The following is a 23,852-nucleotide window of genomic DNA, read 5'->3' on the forward strand; positions in this document are numbered from 1 at the left end:
GCTATCGTCAATTCTCCGTTACCTCAGGAGTTTTACGATGGCACTCGTCCGTTATCCCACGACCAAACCCTTTCCCTTTTCCGACGCCGTAGCGGCGAACGGTTTTCTTTTCCTTTCTGGTCAGGTGGCGATGAGCCCGGAGGGGCAGCCGCAGTACGGCACCGTAACTGAGCAGGTTAATGCCATTATGCGCTCGGTCAGTGAAACGCTGGCGCGCGGGGGCGCACAGCTGGGTAACGTGGTGCGTGCGCAGGTCTGGCTGAGCGATATGGCGCATTTTGCTGAATTTAATCACGCCTGGCGTCTATGGTTTCCTGAGGGTTTCCCCAGCCGCAGCGTGACGACCAGCGCGCTGGCGTTCTCACTCGATGTTGAAATCGAGATTCAGGCGGTGCAGCCATGAATTCGATACGCGACACCACGATCGCCACGCTGAACGCTGCGCTGGAGGCACTGAAAGCCACGCTCCCGGCCAATACGGAAGTGGTGCTGCACGATCTAACCCAGCCGCAGTCCTCGGTAGTGGGCATTGTCAACGGGCACGTCAGCGGGCGGCAACTGGGTGATGGGCTGCTCAGCGGGCCGGAAGACGATGAAGGGTTTCTGGGGCTGCTTGACGCATCGCAGCCGCCGTCTTCTTCCCGCCTGTTCAGCGGCTATACCTCATTGACGCACGGCGGCAAACCGCTGAGCAGCGCCTCGACGCTCTATTACGATGCCAGCGGCAAAGCGGTCGTCGCGTTTTGTGTCAACGTCGATATGGAGCCGGTGATGCGTTTTCGTCGTGAGCTGGATTATCTGGTTTCCGCTGTCCCCGCAGCCCAGCCCGTTGACCATCCGGTCAGTTCGCTGCCTGAAAGCTCGCTGACGGCGCTGTTAGGCCGCTTTCAGCCGGGGCCAACGGAAAACCCGAAAGCATTTCGTCTGCGAGTGGTAAGCGAACTGCACGCCATGGGGGTTTTCAAGATTAAAGGCAGCGTCAATGAAGTGGCGAAAGCGCTTGGCGTGACGCGTTACACCATTTACAACTATCTGGACAAACTCAATGAACACTAACACCCCGTTAACGCTGCCGTTTTATCAGGTTGATGCCTTCACTGCGCAGCCCTTTGGCGGTAACCCTGCCGCCGTTATGCCATTGCGCGAATGGCCGGATGACAGCGTCTTAAAAGCGATTGCTGCAGAAAACAACCTTTCTGAAACCGCATTTTTCGTTCCGCTCGACGACGGCTTTCATCTGCGCTGGTTCACGCCGGCGGTGGAGGTCGATCTTTGTGGCCACGCCACGCTCGCCGCATCATGGATATTGTTCAACGTGCTGAACTATCCGGGCGAGACGCTGCGATTTTCCACCCGTAGCGGCCTGCTGACCGTCCGGCGCGAAGGCGACGAGCTGTGCATGGATTTCCCGACCAAAATGCTGCGGCCGATTGACGAACCGCCGGGACTGCTGGCTGCGCTTGGCCTGAGTGAAGGCGTTGAAGGTTTCTGGCAGTCTGATGACATCGTGGTGCTGGTGAATGATAAAGCGATCGTCGATGCGCTGACGCCGGACTTTAACCTGCTGGCTGCCTTTAATACCCGAGGGGTGATCGTGACGGCACCAGACGATGAATTTGACTTTGTATCCCGCTGGTTTGGCCCTCAGGTGGGCGTTAATGAAGATCCTGTCACCGGATCAGCACACGCTTGGTTGGCACCGTTCTGGGCGAAGCGCTGTGGCAAAAATTCACTGCGCGCCCAGCAGGGCGGCGCGCGGAAGGGAACCCTGCGTTGTGTGATGCGTGAGGAGGGGCGCGTGGCGCTGTACGGCCAGGCGCGATTGATGATCGAGGGGGCGTTCCGTCTGTCGCATAATGGCTGAGAAATCAAAACGTGAGTGCCGGGTTGTTCAGCTTACGCTGGTGTGTACGTTAGTGCTGTACGGCCTGCTGATAGCGTTGTCGTAATAGGGCAAAGCGTGATCGCGAAGGATTAAAACAAAATAGCGTTCCATTATTATCGGTTCTTAGTTTCTGTTTAACGTTGCACATGGAGAACCGATGACAAGACGACCTTATCTGGGCATGTCGACGCTGCTTTGTATGCCGCTGGTCCTACAGGGCTGTGCGGCAGCGTCGTCAACAGGAACGGCAACCCGGCCCCTGCTGACGGCGCAGGAGGCCGCGCCTTACACCGTTGAAAACTATTTCGCGCAAGGCGGTCTGTCAGACCGCCCGCAGGGCCCCTGGCGGCCTGCGGCAATCACGCTGGACAACATCAATACGCCGTGGCGCGTTGCGCCATCCGGCGCACCTTTCACCCGCATTCAGCCGGCGATCGATGCTGCCATTGCTCAGCACCAGGGGGCCGAGCGTCTGTACATTCGCATTGAGCCGGGTGTGTATGTCGGCACGGTGTACATTCCGAACGATGCGCCGCCTATCACGATTTTTGGGGCGGGCAACGGGCCGGAGGCGGTGCGTATTGAATTCGCGATCGACTCGCAGTTCAGTCCGGCAACTTACCGGCAGACGGTCAACGCTGAAGACTATCCTCCGGGGTCGCCCGCGTACTACCAGTATGCGCTGTGCGCGGGGAAAACCACCGCGCAGATAGGGACCAACTGTGCGGCGGTGTTCTGGTCGCAAAGCCACGATTTTCAACTGGTGAACCTGACGATTGCTAACAGCCTTCTCGATACCGTCGACGGCGGCACCCACCAGGGCGTCGCGCTGCGTACCGACGGTGACCGTGTACAGCTGAAAAATATGCGTCTGTTGGGGCGGCAGGATACGCTTTATCTCAACGTCAGTAACCGGCGTAACGATGCGCTGACCGATCGTATTCATCGCGTTTACGTGCAGGACAGCTACATTGAAGGCGATGTGGACTACGTGTTCGGCCGCGCCAATGCGGTGTTTGATCGCGTACATTTCCATACCGTTTCCAGCCGAAAATCGCCGGAGGCCTACGTGCTTGCACCCAATACGCTGCCGGACAATCCCTACGGTTTTCTGGTGAAAAACAGTCGCTTTACTACCGATGAAGGTTACAAAGGCACCTTTAAGGCCAGGCTGGGGCGGGCGTGGGATCAGGGGGCAGGGAAAACCGGCTACCTGCCGGGCAACACGGCCAACGGTCAGGTGCTCATTGTCGATAGCGTGATTGATGGCGGCTATGACCGACTGTCGCCGTGGGGCGCGGCGGCCACCACGGCGCGGCCGTTTAACGGCAACGCTCAGCCGTCACGGCAGCTGAATGATGTGAACCATAATCGCCTGTGGGAGTGGAACACGCGCTGGCAGCGCTAGCCAGGCGAGGCGCCTGGCCGAACCTGTAGCCCGGCCAGGCGTTGGCGTCAGAACGGTAGCTTGCGCGGCTGCGTTTGCATTGTCACCCAGCGCAGTTCGGTAAACTCGTGGACGCCCGCGCGCCCGCCAAAGCGGCCGTATCCGGAATCTTTGGTGCCGCCAAACGGCATTTGCGCTTCGTCATGCACCGTTGGGCCATTGATGTGGCAAATGCCGGTTTGCAGATCCTGCGCGACATTCCACGCGCGGGCGGTATCCCGACTGTAGACCGCAGACGATAAACCGTAGGCGCTGTCGTTAGCGATGCGTACCGCATCCTGCTCATCACGGGCGCGGATCACCGCTTTGACCGGGCCAAAGGATTCTTCGTTCCACAGGCGCATGTCGGGCGTGACGCCATCCAGTAGCGTGGCCGTCATTAGCGTGGAGTCGGCCTTGCCACCGGTCAACAGCGTGGCGCCTTTCGCCAGCGCATCGTCAATTAACGCATTGCAGCGCTCGATGGTTTTGCTATCTACCACCGATCCCAGCAGCCCGGCGGGGAGGCCTTCGACGCGTTTTACCAGTGCGGCAATAAACGGTTCGGCAATGGTCCGATCAACGATGATCCGTTCAGTCGACATACAGATCTGCCCGGCATTGGCAAACGCACCGAAGGTTGCGCCAGCGGCGGCCTGGTCGATATCGGCATCGTCCAGCACCAGCAGCGGCGCTTTGCCGCCGAGCTCCAGTACGACCGGTTTCAGGTGCTGCGCGCAGGTCTGCGCGATGATTCGGCCCACCGGCGTGGAGCCGGTAAAATTAACCCGTCGGATGCCGGGGTGCGCAATCAGCGTTTCGACTATCGCTGGGGCATCCTGCGGTGCGCAGGTGAGATAGTTCACGACGCCCGCCGGGAACCCGGCGGCCGCCAGTGCCTCAACAATTAACCCCTGCGTAGCCGGAGAAAGCTCAGAGCCTTTGAGGATCACCGTATTACCACAGGCCAACGGCGTGGCGATGGCGCGAACGGCCAGAATAATCGGCGCGTTCCACGGCGCCATGCCTAGCACGACGCCCGCCCCCTGGCGGATAGCCATCGCCAGGTTACCCGGAATATTAGACGGGATCACCAGACCTTCGATTTGCGTCGTCAGCGCCGCCGCTTCGCGCAAAATATCCGCGCCGAGATGAACGTTAAACCCCGCCCAGTGCGGCGTGGCGCCGGTTTCGGCGTGCATCGCTGCCGTGAAGCGTTCGCTGCGTTGTTCAAGCTGCTCGGCCGCCGCGAGCAGCAGGCGGCGACGTTCACCGGGCGACGTATCGCGCCAGGCAGGGAAGGCCGCCGCGGCGGCCTCGGCAACGTGCACCGCGTCGGCGAGGGTGGCCGCCGGGGCAATACTGGCAACGGAATGATCGATGGGATTATGGCGTGTAAACGTCGCATTGCCTTGCGCGGCGCACGCTTCGCCGTTAATCAGCAGGGTACAGGTGATAGTCATGGAAACCTCTTCTCATCTCGGGTAACGCATCGAGTGTAGAGAGGCGCAAGCGTGCTGAATATCCATGATGCGGATTTCGCACGCTTTTTTTCAGCTTTTGAAAGCGGTTCACATCCCTGTGCCGCCGAGGGTTACCCGAGAAACGCCAGCAGTTCGCGCTGGGCGCTATCGCTGAGCTGGAGCAGATTCACCGCCTCGCCGGGCTCGGTGCTGCGTGCATACAACGCGACCAGCCAGTCGTACACATAGCGCGTGGCGGCGTGAACCGGCTGCTCGCCGAGCTGAGTCAGGCGCGCGCTGGCCGCCGTGCTGCCGATGGCGAAAATGGCGCTGCCTTTGGCAATACGGCTGGCAGGACGTTGCTCAGCCGGCTGCTCGGCATAGCCTAGCCAGTTAATGAAGTTGCCGATCAGCGCGCGCAGCTGCGCGGCACCGGCCTGCTGCTCCGCGCTGGCGCGACGAAGCTGTGACGCTAAGCCCTGGCGCTGGCTGGCGGCAATCAGCGCCAGAACCAGCTGCTGCTGGGCCGAGGGCGTCAGCAACGGGTGAGGCTGACGGCTCCACTGACGCAGGTGCTTAGACCACAGCGCATAGGCCAGGGAGCCGTGATCCTGGAAGGATGGTGCATTCGGCGCCACCGTATCTGGCGCGGCAAACAGATCCACCGCATCATTAAACAAACCGCTGGCTTTCTCTTCGCGCTGCTGCTGTACCTGACACAGGCTGTCGAACTCGCTCAGCGGCGGCAGCAGCGCTTCCAGCAGCTCACCGTGGCGCGCGGCGTGGGTTTGCAGTTCGCGAATCAGGCTTTCTGCCTGTGCGGCCGATGGGCATGAGGAGGCCAGCAGCGGCTGACACAGAACGCGTAGCTGCTGGTGACGCGCCTGGCACATGGCGGTAAAACGGCGCTGGCGTAGCTCAGGCAGCGTGGCCTGCGACAGCCATTCAATCAGCCGCTGAAGGCTGCTGTGATCCAGCGCCTGCAGCGTTCCCCAGTGCTGGCCGGGTTTGCCGACCAGCTGTTGAATCGCTTCATCAAAGTGGCGTTTATGGACAAATCGATCGTCTTGCGGCGTAATCGCCCAGACCAGGCCCGGCAGCTTATTTTCCTGCGTTGGCTGGGTTTCATGCACCCAGCGCAGCAGCGCTTTCGCCGTGGAGGGAATGGCGGTGCGCTGGGCGGTGGCGTTGCAGGCTAACAGAATATCCGGCTGGCGCTGCTGGCGGTAATGATCGAGCAACCAACGGCATTTGCTGGCCCACAGCGGCGTATCGTTGGCGAGCGCCGGGACGGGAATATCAATAATATCAACGTTATCCAGCACGCCTTGTTCTACATTCAGCACCAGTTCAACGGTCAGCAGCGCCAGCGTCGCCACCGGTATGCTGACTGCGTTCTGATAGCCCTCGGCGGTCAGCGGGTGCACCAGCACCGCGTCATCGCTGTCGCCGCCCGGCGTCAGGAAGGCATCCATGGGCAGCGTGAAGCTATCGACCAACAGGCTCAGCGGCGCCATGACTTCGCGACGGTTTCCCGCCTGATGCAGCGCGTGTGCCAGGGTCAGCCATTGCTGGGTCAGCGCCTGCTGTTCCCCCCAGAGCAGTGACCACGCGCGGGCGCGGGCGGTGAGATCCAGCGACGGCAGCAGATGGGCAAACTGGTACCACAGCGTGTCGTCGATTTGCTGATAAGCGCTCGGCAGCGTATCGCGCCAGAAGCGAGCGATGGCCGCAATCTCTGCGGCGGTTATCCCTGCCACCGGCTGCGGCTGGCGCAGGCTCTGCCAGCTGCGCAGGCGGGAGGCGAGTAGCGCATTATCCGGCGGTCTAACCTCTCCGCGCTGCCAGGCGTGGGCGATAAACAGCTGAACCAGATCGGCTTCGCTCATTAATGCCAGGCGCAGCGGGAAGGCGTCATCGGGCGTGGGTTGTTCGCGGCTAAAACGCACCGCCATTTGGGTCAGACTATGCCCGGGATTGATATGGCTGAAGTAATCAAGGGTTTTACTGCCCGTTTGTACCGTCAGCCGCCCGTCGCCGCTGCCGCACAGCGTCCGTAGCAGGTGGGCCTTAGAGGCCTGCGAATGGCCAAACAGGGCAATGCTGGCGCGACGGGCGCTGGCGTGCAGATGTGCCTTGTGCTGAGCGTCGAGCGCCAGCAGGCGAATCATCAGCGCATCGGCATCGTCGTCCAGCGCCGGGTGCGTTTGTCGGGCGGCGGCGAGCCAGTCGATAACTGCAGGTAAAGTGGTCATTTCAGGAATACGCTCCCGCTGTCAATCCAGTAGTGGCTGCCGCTGTGGCGGCGGTCGGCCAGAGTATTGAGCTTCAGTGTCAGGGCATCCGGCGAAACCGGGGTGCCGTCCTGTAGCCAGGCGTCGCTCAGCACAAAGGATAGCGGCGCTTCGTGTCGGCTGCCGCCCTCAAGCTTCAGACGTACCTGAAGAACACCGTCGCCCGCGATCGCTTTTGCCAGCTCCGGCGAGTTGATGCTCAACGTATACAGCGGCGTGGCGGGCCAGCGGGTATTCGCTAACTGGCGGAAGCCCAGCGTCACGTTGCCACGCAGCGGGAAATGCAGCCGTGCGTCAAGCTTTGCGCCGGGTTTGTCGAGATCGAGATCGTGATACCAGATGTTTTCATCACGCAGCGTATTGACGGTTTTATCCAGAACGCCGAGATAGCGCACCGTGGAGTAGGCGCCAATGTCGGCCGCTTTGAAATTAAAGTGCGGCAGGCGAAGGTCCAGCGCCAGGCTGCACAGCATTGCGCCCACGGCCGCGGTGGATTTCGGGTTGCCGATGCGCCCCTGTTGACTGAACGGATACCATTCATGAACGTGATATTTATCCAGCCAGACCATGCGGTTAACCGGCACCGGCTGCAGGTAGCGAATCAGCGCCTGTACCCCAGGCAGACAGCCAGGACGCCCGGTCACCAGCAGAACATCGCAGGCGTAGTGAGAAATAGCTTCACACAGCGCGTGCAGCGGGCCAGAGAGGGTAAATTCCCCGGCAAGCATCGCGTCTTGCAGGTTGCTGAAGGTGACTTCTAACGGTACTGCCAGCAGGTCGAACGGCGCGCTGCCTGCGGGGAGCGCATGTTCAATGGCCTGGCCGACATAGTTCATCACGTTGCGGGTTGGCGTTTGGCTCAACAGCTCGCCAAAGGTAGCGTGCAGCCCGGCCAGCGGGTCCTGGACGTCGCTTTGCTCCCACGCCGCCAGAATGGCATGGCCGATCGGCATAAACAGCTGTAGGGCGGTTTGCTGGCGCAGCACCGCCTGGGTATCAAGCCTGCCTGAGTCGCCAAACAGCGTAGCCATTAGCGCCTGGGCGTCGGCAACGCCGGATTTTTGCAGTTGGGTTTGCAGGGCGGGCAGCACGCAGCGCTGGATAATATCCAGCAGCACATCGTCACCGGCGATTTTAAACCCTTCGCGGAACAGGAGCTGCGGGGTAATTTTGACGTTGCCGCCGATGCCGTCATCCAGTTGGTATTGCGCAATGGCCATGTCGGTGGTTCCGCCGCCGAGATCCAGCGAGGCGATACGTAGCGCTCGTCCGGGGGCAGCCCCCGGCTCGGGCTGGCGATCCGGGCGTGCCATCGCGGCGAACAGCGCTTCGGTCTGCCCGGAAAAATGCGAGATCGCTTCGTTGTACAGCCAGACCAGCTGGCCGCAGCTGGCTTCATCCCATTCCATGTGAATTTTCGGTACCGGAACCACGCTTTTTTCCTGCAGACGCACGTTGGCAAAGTCTTCATCCTGCGGATGCCAGCCCATGGCTTTCCACACCAGCGCAATCGCTTCAAACATCCGGCGGCGGAAGATTTCCCGTTCCTGTTTCGGCATCGCCGACGGCAGGGTGAGGATCAGCGTACGCAGCTGGCGCGGCGAGGCAGGGAAGCCCAGCCGCAGGCGGGTAGCGACGCTGTTGATCTGCCCCAGCGCCTGCGCCAGAATTTCACACAGCATGTGGGTCATCAGGGTGCTACGGCTATACTGCGGCGAGAAGACCGGCATCCGCTCGTCTGGCGGCAGCGTAAACAGCGGCTGGCCTTCATCGTTCATCAGGTTCATCAGCGGGAAGGCGGTGGCCAGGGGTTCGCGCTGGGTTTTACCGTTCATCTGGCTAAAGCGCCAGTCCTGTACGGTCGGGGTTTCGTCCCACAAATAGCGGCGCGGGCTGGAAATACCGCTATAGCCTTCGGTGCCGGCACGCTGCATCGCCAGCTTACGGGCTTCATCGCCCACGCGCACCAGCGACGGCCAGATAAAGGCGTCTTCGCGGCCGCTTTCCACCGAGAAGTGCTGCTTGCCGAAACGTGACTCTGAAAACTCGACGCGGCTGGTGAACAGCGGTTCATTCAGATACTGCGGCTCGCTTAACGAGCGGACCTGTAGCTCGGCGGTCTGGCGCAGGCCGTCATTCGCGTCGCCGTGGTCTTCGATAATAACGCCACAGGTATGGGTGTTGCCGACATCGAGGATCAAATCAACCGGAATCGCCGGGGTGCTCAGCGTGGCGGTCACCATTTTAATTTCCGGTACCGTGAGCTGCTCGCCGAGCAGGGCCAGAATATTGAGCCAGTGGCCCTGATACTCAAAGCTGCGCAGCGCCTGCGCTACGTCGCGCTCGCTGCGGGTTTCATGCGTCGTTACGCTCTGCTGGAAGGCTTCGCGCAGCCAGCCGTCAATCCACGTCTGGTCGAGAAAATCGCTGATTTCGTCATCGCGCCAGGCCAGCGCGAAGCGGGTGCCGTTCAGCAGGTCGCTGGCGACCGGCGAGAGTGCATTAAGGTCATCGTGGCCAATCTGGCTATCAAATGCCAGGGTTACGCGGTGGCTATTGCCCGCGCTGTCCGGCTCATTGAGGCGGCGAATTTGCACGCGCGCCCAGTTATCCGGGCCTTCCACGAAGGTGCGCGGCGGGTTAAAGCGCAGGAACGGCAGGGGCAGCCACACGCCGTCCAATAGCGTCAACGAATGGTGCAGCGCGAGCGTAGATTCCGGCTTGACCACCTCAGGCGGGCGTCCCGCTTCACCCGGCAGGGTGTAGCGCTGGTTCACCACGTCATAGTCGAGACGCAGCAGCGGGCCGTTGGCGGTTTTTCGCACGAAGCGGCCGTTTTGCAGCGATTCCTGCGGGCTGAGGCCAAAATCAAGGAACTGCACGCCGCTGTTGGCAATCAGCGTCACGCTCTGTTTGTAATCGCAAAGTGTCACCAGCATGGCTTACGCTCCCGTCTTCTTAAAGGTCAGCGCCACCACCGTTTTGGCATCGAAACGCGCGGAGCATACGGCAACGTTGCTGTTGCCCGGTTTGCAGCTGATTTCCGGCAGCGGATAGCGCGCGCCGTCGCTGCACTGCGCGTTGCCGCGGCTTTTGATCATCAGCTCGCCGTTCTGGTGCAGCCCGGAGAACACCGCCGCTTTGCAGACAATATTGCCGTCGCGCAGCAGGCGTGCGGTGCCTTTATTGTTCTGAATCTGGTAGCGCAGATTGGGCGCTTTACCGGTATGGGCGTCGCTGATGTCCATCTGCGCACGCCAGCTGCCGTTGAGAAAGCGGGTCGTTCCCGCGCGCATTTGATCGGCATCCATCACCAGCGCATCTTTTGGGATAGCGGCAATCACCAGCGGTTTTTCCTTTTCGTCTTCTTTCACGTCCGGCGTCGTTTTGACGCTTGCCTGATGCAGCGGCAGCCCGTCCGTCAGGGTGGGCATGGCGGGTGCCGCCGCCCGCAGCGGCGGTGCAATATCTTTTGCTACCGGCTCAGGCTCTGCTTCCGCCTGCGTTGAGGGGATCATCAACGGCAGCGCAATGGCAACGGCGGCGATAGCGGCCGCCAGCGGCAGCGCCCAGAGCCAGCGCGGACGACGCGGGGGCGTCATGACCATCGCCACCGGCTCCGCGGGTTCTGCCGGGCGGGTTTGTTCTTCCGGCTCGTCCTCCGGCAGAGTGTAAGCATCCAGGCGCGGTTCATTTGGCGAAATCAACGGGGCGTCGGCCTCGCTGAACGTGGCGATAACCGGTTCGGGTTCTTCTATTATTTCGGGCAGCTCGACAATCAGCGGCGCTTCGGGCGGCTCGGGTTCCACATAACGCAGGCAGTCAAAAACGTCTTCGCGCGCGCCTTCGTTAAGGTTTACAAAGCCCCAGAAGCTGATGACGGGCTTGCCGTCGACGAGAAAGAGGTGGTTTTCACCGGGAAACTGCAGCGTTTTTTCCAGCAGCGCGCCGAACAGCTGCTGTGCCGTTTTTTCAGATTGCAGGCATTTCTTGCTGAGCGTCCGCGCGCTATCCTGCAATCCTTCTAAGTAGTGCAGCGCTCGCGTGCGCTGAGATTCATTCGCCGCTTTCCAGCCGATTGGCGTACCGTCAACCGGCGAATACCAGTCTACCCGGTCACCTTCATCGTTCAGCTGCGGTATCGCCAGGCAGTCGACCAGCGCGTTTTGCTTGCGTAGGCGCAGCGTTTCGCGCACCTGGAGCGCAGAGTGAAATACCGTTTGCCCGCCGCCGCCTACGGCCTGAAAGTCATCAAGACTTCCGCTGCGTAAAAGAGTTTTTGCCACGTTCCTGTCCCATAGACTTCTTCACGGCATTACTTTACGCAAAGCAAGATGCAACAAACGGTGAAAGAGAGGGGTAAATAGGGTAATTCTCCTGGCATTGAATATCTGGACTTAAGTAAAACCTGATGGGTAAGCGATGAAGAAACCAGCAAAAAACGGATATTCAGCATAACCTGAGACAAATTGGTTATTTGCCAGTTACCTGGCGCTGTGCTGTTATTAAGCCGTTCATATAATAAAATCGAAAGGCTTATAACCATGATGACAGGGAAAACGCTCCTCGCGCTGGCGCTCAGCGCGCTGTTGCCGGCAGGTGCCATTGCGGCCAATCATGACACGCTGGTTTATTGCTCCGAAGCTTCGCCGGAGTCCTTTAACCCGCAAATTGCCAGCTCTGGCCCGACGTTTGTCGCCAGCTCGCAAACGCTGTACAACCGCCTGATCAACTTTGACCCGGTAAAAAATACGCCCATCCCGTCGCTGGCGACCGACTGGACTATCTCGGAAGACGGCCTGACCTATACGTTTACGCTGCGTCAGGGAGTGAAGTTCAACAGCAACAAGTTCTTTACCCCAACCCGTGACTTCAACGCTGATGACGTGATCTTCTCCGTGTTGCGCCAGAAGGACAACGATCATCCGTATCATAAGGTTTCGCAGGGTAACTACGAATATTTCAACGACGTGGGTCTCGATAAGCTGATTAAGTCGGTGAAAAAAGTCGATGATTACCACGTGCAGTTTGTCCTGAACGAACCCAATGCCGCGTTTCTTGCCGATTGGGGGATGGATTTCGCTTCTATTCTTTCCGCCGAATATGCAGACGCGATGATGAAAAAAGGCACGCCGGAGAACGTCGATACCTGGCCTATCGGTACCGGCCCGTACGTGCTGCAACAGTACAAAGTCGATTCGCAGATTCGCTATCTTGCCAACCCGAACTATTGGGATGGCCCGGTGCCAACGAAACACCTGATTTTCGCCATCACGCCGAACGTTGAAACGCGGCTGGCAAAACTGCAAACCAACGAATGCCAGATTATTCCGGCACCGTCGCCGGTCCAGTTTGAGGCGATCAAAAGCAATCACGATCTGACGCTGCATGCGGTTGAAGCGCTGAACGTTGGCTATCTGGCGTTTAACACGGAGAAAAAACCGTTTGATAACGTTCTGGTGCGTCAGGCGCTGAACTACGCGACCGATAAACAAGCGATCGTTAACGCGGTGTTTATGGGGTCAGGTACGGTTGCAAAATCACCGATCCCGCCAAACATGATGGGCTATAAGAAGGATCTGAAGGATTACAGCTACGATCCCGAGAAGGCTAAAGCGCTGCTGAAGCAGGCGGGACTGGAGAAGGGCGTTGATGTGACCCTGTGGTCAATGCCGGTGCAGCGCCCGTATAACCCGAATTCACGCCGCATTGCGGAAATGATTCAGAACGATTGGGCGAAAGTCTGCGTGAAGGCTAAAATCGTCACCTATGAGTGGGGCGAGTACCTTTCCGGGATCCGTAAAGGGGAACACGACAGCGCGCTGTACGGCTGGATGTCGGACAACGGCGATCCGGATAACTTTGCCAACACGCTGCTGGGCTGCGACAGCATTAAGACCGGCTCTAATGCCGCACGCTGGTGCAATAAAGAGTATGATGGTCTGGTGAAAAAAGCGCTGGTGGTGAGCGAAACGCGCCGCGCTGTACGGCCAGGCGCAGGAGATCTTCGCTCAGCAGGCACCGTGGATTGCCCTTGCCAATGGCAAAACGTTCTACGCCACGCGCAGCAACGTGAGCGGCTACAGCGTCAGCCTGATGGGCAGCGATTTCTCGAAAGTGAAAATCAATTAAGGAGCAGATATGTCACATTTGGATGAGGTCATCGCCCGCGTTGATGCGGCGATTGCAGAAAGCGTGATTACGCATATGAACGAGCTGCTGGTCGCGCTGAGCGATGATACGCAACTGAGCCGTGAAGAGCGTTTCACCCAGCAGCAGCGCCTGCGCGTGACCATTTCCCATCACGGCCAGCATCAGCGTGAACAGGAAGAGGCACGCAGGGAGCATCTCACTGAAGGTGGCAAGATTTTGTAAGCCCTCTTGTAGGCCGGATGGCGCTGCGCTTATCCGGCCTACGCAAGCGATTAAAACTGGCGTTTTGCAATCAGCCACGCGCCGACAATCAACATCACTGCACCACAAACCGGTCCTACCAGCGCTCGCCAGGGTACGCCGTGGCTTCTCACCACATCCATCACCAGCCCGCCAATCAGCTGACTGGCGACCAGTACCGCAATCGTCGTTGCCGCCCCCACGTACTGATAGCCGCTAATGCTGGCAAAGACGAAGAATGATCCCAACAAGCCGGGGATCAGCGTCCACCATTTAATGGTTGAAACCAGTTCGCTCACGCCCGCCAGACCGTGCTTAATCAGCAGAATGCTGACAAACAGCACGATGCCGACTAATGAGTTCAGCAGCATCGCTACCAGGATGGTCGAGGCCGACTGGGTGATGCGCACCATCAGCGTGTTCTGGATAACCAGGCCGATACCGGCGGCAACCAGAAACGTCAGCGTGAGGGATTGATTCATGCATGACCGTCCGGATCGCGACGATTATCCAGCTGGAGCTGCATAAAAGTGAGGTCCAGCCAGCGGCCGAACTTGGTGCCAACCTGCGGCATTTGCCCGGTGGTGACGAAGCCGTGTTTGGCGTGCAGATGCAGGGACGCGTGATTTTGCGACTCAATCCCTGCCACCATGACGTGTTTGCCGCGACGTTTGGCTTCTTCAATCAGCCGGGTAAGCAGAATATGGCCCAGACCTTTGCCTTGATGCTCGGGGTGGACGTAGACGGAGTGTTCGACGGTATGGCGGAAACCATCAAACGCGCGCCAGTCGCCGTAGGAGGCATAGCCCGTCACCACGCCGTCTTCTTCGCTGACCAGCACCGGAAAATGGCCGAGCTGCCGCGCCTCAAACCAGGCAATACGGTTATCGGTATCGACGGTTTTATCGTTCCAGATGGCGGCCGTATGCAGTACGGCGTGGTTATAAATGGCCGCGATCGCGGCGCAGTCTTCTTTTGTCGCAAAACGAATAGACATAGTTGCACCCTGTATGTTGTTCACTATATTATTACGCCATGAATACTATTGAAGACAACCTAAATCAACGCATCGGCGCACGAATTCGCATTGAGCGTGAGTCTCGCAGCTGGTCGCTGAGCGAGCTGGCCGAGCGCGCGGGCGTGTCGCGGGCGATGATCCACAAAATTGAGCGTGGCGAAAGCAGCCCCACGGCAGCGCTGCTGGCGAGGCTGTCCGGCGCATTTGGCATCAGCATGTCAACGCTGATTGCCCGTGCGGAAATTCAGGAAGGCAAACTGCTGCGTTTTGCCGATCAGCCGGTGTGGCACGATCCACAGAGCCATTATCTCCGCCGTCACGTTTCACCGCGCGGCGAGCTGCCGGTCGATTTGGTGCAGATTGAACTGCCGTCGGGTAGCGATATTCCCATGCCCGCATCGGCCTACGCGATGGCGCGCCAGCTTATCTGGGTGCAGCAGGGCGAGCTGCTGTTTATGGAGGGCGAAACCGCGCATCGCATGCGGGGCGGTGACTGCCTGGAACTGGGGCCGCCAAACGACTGTCGCTTTATTAACGATAGCGGTCACATTTGTATTTATTTAGTGGTGCGTTTGAATATTCCTCTGACGTGATTTTATATCTTCTGAGGTTTTAACTGTGATAAACGGTGAAGCGCTCTCAGGGGCATAAATTTCACTAAAGGTTCGTTTCTGAAATATATGTTGTATTTTTCGCGCAAAATAACCAACTCCAGCTATTAATTATATTAGGGCTCTGAGCCGATTCTATGTGGAGTTATAATAAAAATGCTGGATTTTGCTAAAGCACAACGTATCAGTTTGACACAGCAGGTAGAGAATAATATCAAAAGCGCGCTGATCATTGGCGCACTGAAGCCGGGTGCACGATTAGTGACTCGAGAAATTGCCGTCAATCAGGGCATTAGTATTACGCCAGTACGAGAAGCGCTGCTGCGGCTGGTTTCTTCTGGCGCCTTGCAGGCCGCGCCAGCACAGGCATTTATGGTCCCGGTATTAAACCATTCTGGCTATCAGGAAATAAACCATATTCGTAAAAATCTTGAAGGAATGGCGACCGCAGCGGCGTCTAAACATATAACCATGGAAAGATTAAGGGAACTTCATCATCTCTCAGGATTATTTCATGAGGCAAAAGCTGTGGGCGATATCACACGGATGCTGCAGTGTAATTACCGGTTTCGTTTTCGAATATATGAATACGCGGAAATGCCCACGTTAATGACCATTATCGAACAATTATGGGTACGCGTGGGACCCAGTTGTCATTATTTATATTTAAATTCTATGGAACCGTTTCAGCAAATAAACGTATACCAGCCGTTGCTGTCGGCGCTGGAGAAAAAAGAATCTAACGCCAGCTATAGTGCTATATGTCAGGTTATTGATGAGTCCGCAAGTTTCCTGCAAAAACAATACAGCCATTGATGATTTCGTGAGTAAACCGTTTCCGGGGCTCCCCGGAAACGTTCAGGTTATTTATTCAAAACGCCACGCGACGTTGACCCCGACGCCATAGTTACGGCCCGGTGCCGGTTCGTAATAGCGGCCGTTGGATTCGTTAACGATCACCGAGCCAACGTACTGGCGGTCGAACAGATTGTCGACGCGGCCAAAGACGTCCAGATTCCAGTTACCGATATCGAATTTATAGCCGGTGTTCAGTCCGACAACGGTCCACGACGGCGCGCGAGCGGTGTTTTCGTCGTTCGCCATGATGTCGCTCAGATAGCGCACGTCCGCGCCCGCGTACCAGCCGCTTTCCGGCTCATAGCCCAGCGAGGCGAAGCCCATATTGCGCGCGATGCCCGGTATACGATTGCCGTTACAGTTTGCGTCATCGCACACGTTGCTGCGGTAGGTGGCGTCGAGCCATGTCCAGGCCGCTTTGGCACGCCAGTTTTCAGCAAACTGCTGATCCAGCGACAGTTCCGCGCCCTGTCGGCGGGTTTTTCCCGCGTTTTTGTAGCTGGTACGTCCGCCGCTGCTGGCGTCGGTGACAATCTCGTTATCAGTATCGGTCTGGAACAGTGCGGCGGTCAGCAGGCCATTGCCAATACGCGTTTTACTGCCTATCTCCACGGTCTCATTGGTTGAGGGTTGCAGGGCGAAGTTCAGCCCGCTGCGGTTGTCCGAGCGGTACGACAGTTCGTTGATGGTCGGGGTTTCAAAACCGCGACCGGCGGAGAGATACAGGTTCCACGCATCGGTCAGCGCGTACTTTAACGATCCTGCTGGCAGCCATTTGTGGTAGCTGGCGTCGCCGCTGTCGTCGCCATTTTTGGCGGTAATGTAATGGTCATTGGAGTCAAACCAGACGGAGCTGTAGCGTACGCCCGCGTCGAGGCTCAGCTTATCGGTCAACTGCCACTGGGTTTGCAGATAGGGGTCGAGGTTCCACATCAGGTTGCGCTCGTTGCGGCGCAGATTGCCTTTCTCGCCGTAGACCGGCGTACTGCCGTCCATGACGAAGTTTTCATAGCCGCGGCGCTTCTCGCTCATATTCTCGTAGTTAAGCCCCGTGGTGAGGGTCACCGGGACGAGCAGTTCGCCGCGGTGCGTCCAGCGGGTATCGATGCCCTGATAGTGGCGATCGAGATCGATCACGCCGCCGGCATGAGTCGGGTTAAGCTGCGGTCCGCGCGGAATCGACTGGTACTGTGTCGTCTGTCGTTCACCGGCGTACATCATCACGCTCAAATCATCCTGCTCGCTCAGTTGGCGCTCGTAGCGCAGGCCTGCCTGCGTCTGCTTAACGCTTTTACGCGTATTGTACTGATCGCCACGCGGCGACTGTTCGCGGTTCTGCTGCAGCTCGTTCTCATCCAGCCCGCCGGGATCGTTGGCTTTAATATCGACGCTGTTAAACAGCAGCGTCAGCTTGCTGGCATCATTGATGCGCACGCCGAGCTTGGCATTGGCCAGATTCTTGCGCGCGGCGCTGTGATCGCGATAACCGCGAGTGGTGAATCGATTCGTCGACACAGTGTAATCAACATCGCCCGCGTGGCTGCCATCGCCAACCGCGCCGCTGGCCTTCATCCCGTAGTGCCAGGTGCCATAGCTGCCGTAGTAGCTGCTGGCTTCAAGCGTGGTGGGCTGTTTGCCGCTTTCTGTGGTCACGTTCACCACGCCGCCGGAAGCGTTACCGTACAGCGCAGAGAAGGGGCCGCGCAGCACATCGATATGATCGATGCTGCCGATATCAATATTTGAGGTTTGCCCCTGGCCGTCCGGCATGGTGGAGGGGATACCATCAACGTACATCCGAATGCCGCGTACCCCGAAGGTGGAGCGCGAACCAAAACCACGAATCGAGAGCTGCAAATCCTGCGCATAGTTCTGACGGTTCTGAATTTGCAGGCCCGGTACCGCGCCCAACGATTCTGATAGATTCACGCGCGGCGTCGCATGGCGCATGTCCTCACCGTCGACCACGCTGACCGCTGCCGGGGTATCCAGTTCGGACACGGTCTGAGGGGCGGCGGTCACAATCAACGTTTGTTCGTCACTGGCCCAGGAAAACGGAGCAAAAACAAGTGGTAACAGCAGCGCAGGCAGCGCTGCTGAGCGTACGGTGATTATTTTCATGAAAAACTCGCAAAATGTACCAAATGGAACAGACTCGACTAGAGTAATGTTTTGTAAACACATTGAAAACTTTAGCAGCATAAATAGTTAATTTCAGGTAATTAAATAGAGGCATTTCGGTTGCGGATGCAAAGAAAAGCTCCACATTCCATGAATTAATGATTACTATTCGCATCTACAAAACGCAGCGCCATGACGCTGCGAAGGCTGAAGCCATGTGAAGCAGTAATCATTCAGTTCATCAAAGGGAGTCGTCATGTCATTACGTCAATTATCCGCACCGCGCCTGCGCCGTTCTCTGTTGTTGAGTGCTTTACTGCTGGCCGGGAGCTTTAGCGCACACGCCGCAGATGAAATGCTGCGTAAAGCGGTCGGTAAAGGGGCATATGAAATGGCCTACAGCCAGCAGGAGAACGCGCTGTGGCTGGCCACCTCACAGAGCCGTAAAACCGATAAGGGCGGGGTGGTGTATCGCCTGGACCCGGTCACGCTGGAAGTGACCCAGACAATTCATAACGACCTTAAACCGTTTGGCGCCACGCTGAACGCGCAAACCCAGACCCTGTGGTTCGGCAACACGATCAACGGCGCGGTAACGGCGATTGACGCTAAAACCGGCGATGTGAAAGGGCGACTGGTTCTGGATGGACGTCAGCGTAGCGAAACCGTGAAACCGTTGCAGCCGCGCCAACTTGCGGTAAATGAGAAAACCAATACCGTGTACATCACCGGCATTGGTAAAGAAGGCAGCTCGGTATGGGTGGTAGATGGCGATAAAATTGCTCTGAAAACCACCATTGAAGGTACCGGTAGCTTCGGCACCGGGCTGGCGGTTGATGCGGATAAAGAACGTCTGTACGTGACCAACGCCGACGGTGAGCTGGTGACCATTGATACCGCCAGCAACAAAATCGTCAAGCGCCAGAACCTGCAGGATGACGGCAAAGAGCATTTCTACATCAACATCAGCCTGGACAAAGCCGGACAGCGTGCGTTCATCACCGATTCCAAACAGCCTGAGCTGCTGGTGGTTAACCTGAAAGATGGCAAGGTGCTGTCGAAAGTCGATACCCAGGAAGGGCTGGCAGTGCTGTTTAACCCGACGCGCAACGAAGTGTATGTGACCCAGCGTAAAGCCGGTACCGTGACGGTGATCGACGCCAAAGATTATAAAGTGACAAAAACCATCAAGACGCCAACCTTCCCGAACAGCCTGGCGCTGTCCGCCGACGGTAACACGCTGTTTGTGAGCGTGAAGCAGGAGTCTACCCGCCAGAAAGAGGCCACTGCGCCTGACGATGTCATCCGCATCGCGCTGTAATCACCCCGACGGGGGGCGCGTTGCGCCTCCCGCTCGCTCCCGATATAACTTCTGTTACATCCGTCTGGTTTCATTTTTTGCGCTCGGGCCTACAATACAGACACTTAAACCCACTGTGGGTAGGGTTAAATAAGGGAGATACCATGAATAAGCCGTTATCTATTCTGTGCGCGAGCGTCATGCTACTGGCGCTGGCAGGCTGTAGCAGCAATTACGTGATGACCACCAAAAGCGGGCAGACGATTGTGACGCAGGGAAAACCGAAGCTTGATAAAGACACCGGTATGACCAGCTATACCGATCAGGACGGCAACGCACGTCAAATCAACAGTAACGACGTGGCCCAACTGGTCGAAGATAACTGATTCTCGCTATTTAGCGGCCGCGCTTGCGATATTCTCCCGGCGACATGCCGAATCGCTGCTTAAACGCGGTGGAGAAGTGACTGTGGTCGCTGAACCCCCAGCGGTAGCCGATTCCGGCGAGTTTTTCATCGCCGTGCGCGCACAACAGTGCCTGTGCGCATAAATCGAGTCGGCGGTTTTTAATATACTGCGCCACCACCAGACCTTTATCGGCAAACAGCCGGTAGAGGCTGCGTACTGACATTCCCGTTTCGCTGGCCAGCCATTCCGGGCGCAGGTGCTCTTCCTGAATCGCATCGTCAATTAATGCCATGATTTTCTGATACTGCTTCTCACGCCGTGACGGTCGGACGTCCTGCTGATGTAACATCGGGCGCAGCAGGCAGACCATGGCATCAAGCGCGGCTTCGCTTTCACTGGCTGATAACTGCGGGCTGCTCATGCTCTCGTGCAGCAGGCGCTGGCTGAGCTGTACCATCGGTAGCGATTTATCCAGCCGGGTCGCCACGCTAATTCCACTCCCGCGCAGCTGGTTTTCCAGCAACTGTCGCGGCAGCAATAACGAGACCTGACGCGACGTTTGCTGCCAGAGGATGGAGCAGGGCCGCGAGGCGTCGATCAGCGTCATATCGCCGGTTTCCAGCTGCACCTGACGATCATCCTGCTCAATGCTCGCCTGGCCGGAGAGCTGAAACACGGTATAGAACCAGGCATCGTTGCCGCTGCGGATCTCCTGACGAGTGCGGAACAGATTGACGTTGCGGGTGGTGACCGTGCTGAGCTTGAGGCTGCCCGCATAGCTGGTGTCTATCTCACCATGAAAGTCGCCATCCAACGGACGCGCGGCGAAATGCCCGCACACCTGATTGATTTTTGCCAGCCACGACTGATAGGTCTCACCGCTATTTACCGCTGCCATACGCCATCTCTGCAATGAAAATGTTTTGGCATTGTTGCATTTATGTTGCCTTTAACAAGGGGCAGGCGGGGAATATATGAAAGAACTATTACCTGTTGCACATTTCTGCCAGAGCAATCTGTTTAATTGCGGTCTCTGTCACAGCCGCACAAGCGAATGTCACACAGATAAAAGCGCCTTCGCCAGACCCGCCGTAGACTGAAATGACTAACCGCGAAGAATAAGGAGACGATATGTCCGCAGCACAGGTAGCGCTGCTCGCCAGCGTGCAGCAGTTTTTAGACCGTCAGCATGGCCTGTTTATTGATGGCGCACAGCAGGCGGCGCAGAGCGAAAAACGTCTCACCGTCTGGGATCCGGCCACGGGTCAGGCGATTGCCACAACCGCCGATGCCAACGCGGCGGACGTTGACCGCGCGGTGATGTCGGCCTGGCGTGCGTTTGTCTCCCGCAGCTGGGCTGGCCGCACGCCTGCCGAGCGTGAACGCATTCTGCTGCGCTTTGCCGATCTGGTGGAGCAGCATGGTGAAGAGCTGGCCCAGTTAGAAACCCTGGAGCAGGGTAAATCGATCAACATTTCTCGCGCCTTCGAAGTGGGCTGTACGCTGAACTGGATGCGCTACACCGCCGGGCTGACGACCAAGATCAGCGGCCGCACCCTGGACGTATCGATTCCTTTCCCGCAAGGCGCGCGCTACCAGGCATGGACCAAAAAAGAGCCGGTAGGCGTTGTGGCGGGTATCGTTCCGTGGAACTTCCCGCTGATGATTGGCATGTGGAAAGTGATGCCCGCGCTGGCGGCGGGCTGCTCGATCGTCATCAAACCGTCTGAAACCACGCCGCTGACGCTGCTGCGCGTGGCTGAACTGGCCATCGAAGCGGGGGTGCCGGAAGGCGTGTTCAACGTGGTCACCGGCAGCGGCGCCGAGTGCGGAGCTGCGTTAACATCGCACCCGCACGTAGCAAAAGTCAGCTTTACCGGCTCCACCGCCACGGGTAAACAGATTGCGCGCGTTGCCGCCGACCGACTGACCCGCGTCACGCTGGAACTGGGGGGAAAAAACCCGGCGATCGTGCTGAAAGACGCCGATCCGGCGTGGGTGATTGAGGGCCTGATGACCGGCAGCTTCCTTAACCAGGGGCAGGTGTGCGCCGCCAGTTCGCGTATCTATATTGAAGCGCCGCTGTTCGATACGCTGGTCAGCGGCTTTGAGCAGGCGGTGAAATCGCTGCAGGTGGGGCCAGGTATGCTGGAGACCACGCAGATTAACCCGGTGGTTTCTCAGGCGCACTGCGCGAAAGTGGCGGCCTATCTGGACGACGCCCGCAAGCACAACGCGGAGTTGATTACCGGCAACGTCGGCCCGGATGCGCAGGGTTTCTACATTCCGCCAACGCTGGTCATTAACCCGGATGCCAACCTGCGCCTGACCCGCGAAGAGGTATTTGGCCCGGTGGTGAACCTGGTGCGGGTGGCCGACGGTGAAGAAGCGCTGCGCCTTGCCAACGACAGCGACTTTGGCCTGACCGCCAGCGTCTGGACTCGCGATCTGACCCAGGCGCTGAACTACACTGACCGTCTGCAGGCCGGCACGGTATGGGTCAACAGCCATACGCTGATTGACGCCAACCTGCCGTTTGGCGGCATGAAGCAGTCGGGGACGGGGCGTGATTTTGGTCCGGACTGGCTGAATGACTGGTGTGAAACGAAATCGGTGTGCGTGCGGTACTAATTTTTACCATCAGCACTCTCTCCCTTTCCGGGAGAGAGTGGGTCTAACGATGGAGCGGCAAACTCTGTTCGAATTCTCGCATTCAGACTTCTGCATGTCCTCAAAGTGATTCTTCTTCGAGAAGCGTTTCGAAAATCAATTGAATTCCAAAAAATCGAGGCAGAAGATAGAAGGCATCAAAAACCGAATTGATGCTGAGGATGACTATGTTTATTCAGTTCGAACCGTCAAATATAAAAATTATCACATCAAGTGATGCTGGGGTTTTCATCACAATGACAATTGCGCTTGAGCGTGACGAGCGAATTTATTTTTCTACTGAGGATGGGCTCCAGTTAGCCTCAGCCCCGTGGACTCTCCGTATCTTCCGCATGGGCAGCGAGAATGAAAATGTCGGAACGATGTACTATCTGCAAACACCGCCTGCTGCGCAATTAGACACGTGTCTTAAAAGCCAGGAGTTTGATTTTTTACTGTCATCTTTGATGACGGGAAATAAACCCCAGAATGTTTCGATCAATACCGATGGCATTGAGTTTTCTCGCGATAAAAAAGTGTGGGAGGTAGCGACTCAACCCACCATTTCCGCGCTTTCCGTTTATACACCGATGACTTTTTCTTAATATATCGATAATTTGTGTCAGAAACCGGGCGCTGTCTCTGACACAATAAACGATTTGCCAGTGCGGTTAAGGCGTAGCTTGTCCCACGCCGACTTTAACGAACGGGCTACCGTGGCTGCGTGCTTTTTTGATTAACTTCCCAACATACAACTCTCTGATTTCTTTAGCGGCAATTCGGCCAACAAACTCCCTTCGTTGAGTGTCAGGGGCAATATTCAATTCACGCGTAAAGTATTCTTGCGAACCCGCTTTTACCCAGCACCGTATTTCGTAGACTTCCATAACCAGCCCACCATAAGTCGCATAAGCAAATTTTAAAGAGTCATCTTTTGGCACGTTTTTCCAGATTCCGCGCGTGGCCTCATAGAGTTCCAATGCACTCATACCGGATTTGTAGGTACTGTTAAGCAGAAATGCGAGGCCAGCGTGCTCCGGTGCAATCTCGGTTTCTTCTTGCAGCAGTAAATGTTGAAGAGAATCAAGGGTGATGCGCCCCATCAGCGAGCTGCTTCCACGCACTTTGTTCGTCAATTCACCCACGCCAAGGAGGTCGATACACGTGGCTTCAACCAGTTTGGCCGTGGGCTCGTCCATGCCATGTCGAAGAATATCGATGCCCAGGCTCTTCTTTGCCAGCAGCGCTTTAATACGCGCAGATTTTGGCGAGTCGTCGGGGTTTCTTATATGGTCAAAACAGCGTCCTGATTTACCTTTACCGATGTAAAAAGGCTTTTTGAAGGGATCCTCTCGATCATAAAAGGCATAAACATAGTACTTTGCTAAATCCAAAGATTTTGTATATTTCGCAATATCCTTCATTAA

20 protein-coding genes and 1 pseudogene are annotated in these 23,852 nt (G+C 57.4%); 12 read left to right on the forward strand and 9 right to left on the reverse strand.

All coding sequences use genetic code 11. The features are described 5' to 3' along the window. Positions 1–37 precede the first annotated feature (37 nt). From V6942_RS09570 to V6942_RS09585, 4 genes are all read left to right on the forward strand, one after another. Positions 38–403 (forward strand): RidA family protein, encoded by a 366-nt coding sequence (locus V6942_RS09570; protein ID WP_333501160.1) that lies wholly within the window; start codon positions 38–40, stop codon positions 401–403. After that, positions 400–1,056 (forward strand): helix-turn-helix transcriptional regulator, encoded by a 657-nt coding sequence (locus V6942_RS09575; protein WP_333501161.1) that lies wholly within the window; start codon positions 400–402, stop codon positions 1,054–1,056. Before V6942_RS09570 ends, V6942_RS09575 begins: the two co-directional genes overlap by 4 nt. Further along, the gene (locus V6942_RS09580) at positions 1,046–1,864 is read left to right on the forward strand and encodes a PhzF family phenazine biosynthesis protein (protein WP_182930531.1); all 819 of its coding nucleotides are present in this window, start codon (positions 1,046–1,048) and stop codon (positions 1,862–1,864) included. Before V6942_RS09575 ends, V6942_RS09580 begins: the two co-directional genes overlap by 11 nt. A gap of 178 nt (positions 1,865–2,042) precedes the next feature. Further along, a complete protein-coding gene (locus V6942_RS09585) occupies positions 2,043–3,293 on the forward strand; it encodes a putative acyl-CoA thioester hydrolase (RefSeq protein WP_333501162.1) in 1,251 nt (416 codons plus the stop codon). 47 nt (positions 3,294–3,340) lie between these two features. On the opposite strand, the gene V6942_RS09590 is transcribed toward V6942_RS09585, so the two are convergent. The 4 genes from V6942_RS09590 to V6942_RS09605 form a co-directional block, all read right to left on the reverse strand. After that, positions 3,341–4,774, reverse strand: coding sequence for an aldehyde dehydrogenase (locus V6942_RS09590; protein WP_182967753.1), 1,434 nt, complete (start codon positions 4,772–4,774; stop codon positions 3,341–3,343). A 131-nt stretch (positions 4,775–4,905) separates the two neighbouring features. Further along, positions 4,906–7,029, reverse strand: coding sequence for a virulence factor SrfC family protein (locus V6942_RS09595; protein WP_333501163.1), 2,124 nt, complete (start codon positions 7,027–7,029; stop codon positions 4,906–4,908). Next, complete coding sequence (locus V6942_RS09600) at positions 7,026–10,007, reverse strand: virulence factor SrfB (protein WP_182967755.1); 2,982 nt, start codon at positions 10,005–10,007, stop codon at positions 7,026–7,028. Before V6942_RS09600 ends, V6942_RS09595 begins: the two co-directional genes overlap by 4 nt. Positions 10,008–10,010: 3 nt before the next feature. Further along, positions 10,011–11,354 (reverse strand): SrfA family protein, encoded by a 1,344-nt coding sequence (locus V6942_RS09605; protein WP_333501164.1) that lies wholly within the window; start codon positions 11,352–11,354, stop codon positions 10,011–10,013. Positions 11,355–11,612: 258 nt separating this feature from the next. Between V6942_RS09605 and V6942_RS09610 the strand changes: the two are divergent. Together V6942_RS09610 and V6942_RS09615 are read left to right on the forward strand one after the other, a co-directional pair. Continuing rightward, positions 11,613–13,200: pseudogene (locus V6942_RS09610) on the forward strand (ABC transporter substrate-binding protein). 9 nt (positions 13,201–13,209) lie between these two features. Next, positions 13,210–13,443 carry a DUF2526 family protein gene (locus tag V6942_RS09615; protein WP_106926912.1) on the forward strand — a complete coding sequence of 78 codons (234 nt, stop codon included), beginning with the start codon at positions 13,210–13,212 and terminating at the stop codon, positions 13,441–13,443. Between the two features lie 50 nt (positions 13,444–13,493). Here the strand turns inward: V6942_RS09615 and V6942_RS09620 are convergent, their stop codons facing one another. Together V6942_RS09620 and V6942_RS09625 are read right to left on the reverse strand one after the other, a co-directional pair. After that, the gene (locus tag V6942_RS09620) at positions 13,494–13,943 is read right to left on the reverse strand and encodes a DMT family transporter (RefSeq protein ID WP_333501165.1); all 450 of its coding nucleotides are present in this window, start codon (positions 13,941–13,943) and stop codon (positions 13,494–13,496) included. Next, the gene (locus V6942_RS09625; protein ID WP_333501166.1) at positions 13,940–14,458 is read right to left on the reverse strand and encodes an N-acetyltransferase family protein; all 519 of its coding nucleotides are present in this window, start codon (positions 14,456–14,458) and stop codon (positions 13,940–13,942) included. Before V6942_RS09625 ends, V6942_RS09620 begins: the two co-directional genes overlap by 4 nt. A 38-nt stretch (positions 14,459–14,496) precedes the next feature. Here V6942_RS09625 and V6942_RS09630 point away from each other — a divergent pair, with 38 nt between their 5' ends. Next, positions 14,497–15,072 (forward strand): helix-turn-helix domain-containing protein, encoded by a 576-nt coding sequence (locus V6942_RS09630; protein WP_106926918.1) that lies wholly within the window; start codon positions 14,497–14,499, stop codon positions 15,070–15,072. A 174-nt stretch (positions 15,073–15,246) separates the two neighbouring features. After that, positions 15,247–15,906 carry a GntR family transcriptional regulator gene (locus V6942_RS09635; protein WP_106926920.1) on the forward strand — a complete coding sequence of 220 codons (660 nt, stop codon included), beginning with the start codon at positions 15,247–15,249 and terminating at the stop codon, positions 15,904–15,906. 51 nt (positions 15,907–15,957) lie between these two features. Here V6942_RS09635 and pqqU read toward each other — a convergent pair whose 3' ends face one another. After that, on the reverse strand, positions 15,958–18,069 hold the full coding sequence (pqqU, locus tag V6942_RS09640; protein WP_333501167.1) for a TonB-dependent receptor PqqU: 2,112 nt from the start codon (positions 18,067–18,069) through the stop codon (positions 15,958–15,960). Between the two features lie 256 nt (positions 18,070–18,325). Here pqqU and V6942_RS09645 point away from each other — a divergent pair, with 256 nt between their 5' ends. Both V6942_RS09645 and V6942_RS09650 read left to right on the forward strand, forming a co-directional pair. Continuing rightward, the gene (locus V6942_RS09645) at positions 18,326–19,390 is read left to right on the forward strand and encodes a YncE family protein (RefSeq protein WP_333501168.1); all 1,065 of its coding nucleotides are present in this window, start codon (positions 18,326–18,328) and stop codon (positions 19,388–19,390) included. A gap of 143 nt (positions 19,391–19,533) precedes the next feature. Then, a complete protein-coding gene (locus V6942_RS09650) occupies positions 19,534–19,755 on the forward strand; it encodes a YgdI/YgdR family lipoprotein (RefSeq protein WP_106926926.1) in 222 nt (73 codons plus the stop codon). Positions 19,756–19,765: 10 nt separating this feature from the next. Here V6942_RS09650 and feaR read toward each other — a convergent pair whose 3' ends face one another. Further along, positions 19,766–20,674 (reverse strand): transcriptional regulator FeaR, encoded by a 909-nt coding sequence (gene feaR, locus V6942_RS09655; RefSeq protein WP_106926928.1) that lies wholly within the window; start codon positions 20,672–20,674, stop codon positions 19,766–19,768. Between the two features lie 233 nt (positions 20,675–20,907). On the opposite strand from feaR, the gene V6942_RS09660 reads away from it, so the two are divergent. Further along, positions 20,908–22,407, forward strand: a complete 1,500-nt coding sequence (locus V6942_RS09660; RefSeq protein WP_333501169.1) for an aldehyde dehydrogenase family protein — start codon at positions 20,908–20,910, stop codon at positions 22,405–22,407. Positions 22,408–22,613: 206 nt separating this feature from the next. After that, entirely contained in the window at positions 22,614–23,030 is a 417-nt protein-coding gene (locus V6942_RS09665) for a hypothetical protein (protein WP_182967765.1), read from the forward strand. Positions 23,031–23,096: 66 nt separating this feature from the next. Here V6942_RS09665 and V6942_RS09670 read toward each other — a convergent pair whose 3' ends face one another. Next, positions 23,097–23,849 carry a hypothetical protein gene (locus V6942_RS09670; protein ID WP_333501170.1) on the reverse strand — a complete coding sequence of 251 codons (753 nt, stop codon included), beginning with the start codon at positions 23,847–23,849 and terminating at the stop codon, positions 23,097–23,099. Positions 23,850–23,852 lie beyond the last annotated feature (3 nt).

Source organism: Kluyvera genomosp. 2 (assembly GCF_036759865.1).
Lineage (GTDB): Bacteria > Pseudomonadota > Gammaproteobacteria > Enterobacterales > Enterobacteriaceae > Kluyvera > Kluyvera ascorbata_B.

Coding starts and splice junctions, on each gene's coding strand:
- V6942_RS09570 (WP_333501160.1), top strand. CDS start 38: ATGGCACTCGTCCGTTATCCCACGACCAAACCCTTTCCCTTTTCCGAC.
- V6942_RS09575 (WP_333501161.1), top strand. CDS start 400: ATGAATTCGATACGCGACACCACGATCGCCACGCTGAACGCTGCGCTG.
- V6942_RS09580 (WP_182930531.1), top strand. CDS start 1,046: ATGAACACTAACACCCCGTTAACGCTGCCGTTTTATCAGGTTGATGCC.
- V6942_RS09585 (WP_333501162.1), top strand. CDS start 2,043: ATGACAAGACGACCTTATCTGGGCATGTCGACGCTGCTTTGTATGCCG.
- V6942_RS09590 (WP_182967753.1), bottom strand. CDS start 4,774: ATGACTATCACCTGTACCCTGCTGATTAACGGCGAAGCGTGCGCCGCG.
- V6942_RS09595 (WP_333501163.1), bottom strand. CDS start 7,029: ATGACCACTTTACCTGCAGTTATCGACTGGCTCGCCGCCGCCCGACAA.
- V6942_RS09600 (WP_182967755.1), bottom strand. CDS start 10,007: ATGCTGGTGACACTTTGCGATTACAAACAGAGCGTGACGCTGATTGCC.
- V6942_RS09615 (WP_106926912.1), top strand. CDS start 13,210: ATGTCACATTTGGATGAGGTCATCGCCCGCGTTGATGCGGCGATTGCA.
- V6942_RS09620 (WP_333501165.1), bottom strand. CDS start 13,943: ATGAATCAATCCCTCACGCTGACGTTTCTGGTTGCCGCCGGTATCGGC.
- V6942_RS09625 (WP_333501166.1), bottom strand. CDS start 14,458: ATGTCTATTCGTTTTGCGACAAAAGAAGACTGCGCCGCGATCGCGGCC.
- V6942_RS09630 (WP_106926918.1), top strand. CDS start 14,497: ATGAATACTATTGAAGACAACCTAAATCAACGCATCGGCGCACGAATT.
- V6942_RS09635 (WP_106926920.1), top strand. CDS start 15,247: ATGCTGGATTTTGCTAAAGCACAACGTATCAGTTTGACACAGCAGGTA.
- pqqU (WP_333501167.1), bottom strand. CDS start 18,069: ATGAAAATAATCACCGTACGCTCAGCAGCGCTGCCTGCGCTGCTGTTA.
- V6942_RS09645 (WP_333501168.1), top strand. CDS start 18,326: ATGTCATTACGTCAATTATCCGCACCGCGCCTGCGCCGTTCTCTGTTG.
- V6942_RS09650 (WP_106926926.1), top strand. CDS start 19,534: ATGAATAAGCCGTTATCTATTCTGTGCGCGAGCGTCATGCTACTGGCG.
- feaR (WP_106926928.1), bottom strand. CDS start 20,674: ATGGCAGCGGTAAATAGCGGTGAGACCTATCAGTCGTGGCTGGCAAAA.
- V6942_RS09660 (WP_333501169.1), top strand. CDS start 20,908: ATGTCCGCAGCACAGGTAGCGCTGCTCGCCAGCGTGCAGCAGTTTTTA.
- V6942_RS09665 (WP_182967765.1), top strand. CDS start 22,614: ATGTTTATTCAGTTCGAACCGTCAAATATAAAAATTATCACATCAAGT.
- V6942_RS09670 (WP_333501170.1), bottom strand. CDS start 23,849: ATGAAGGATATTGCGAAATATACAAAATCTTTGGATTTAGCAAAGTAC.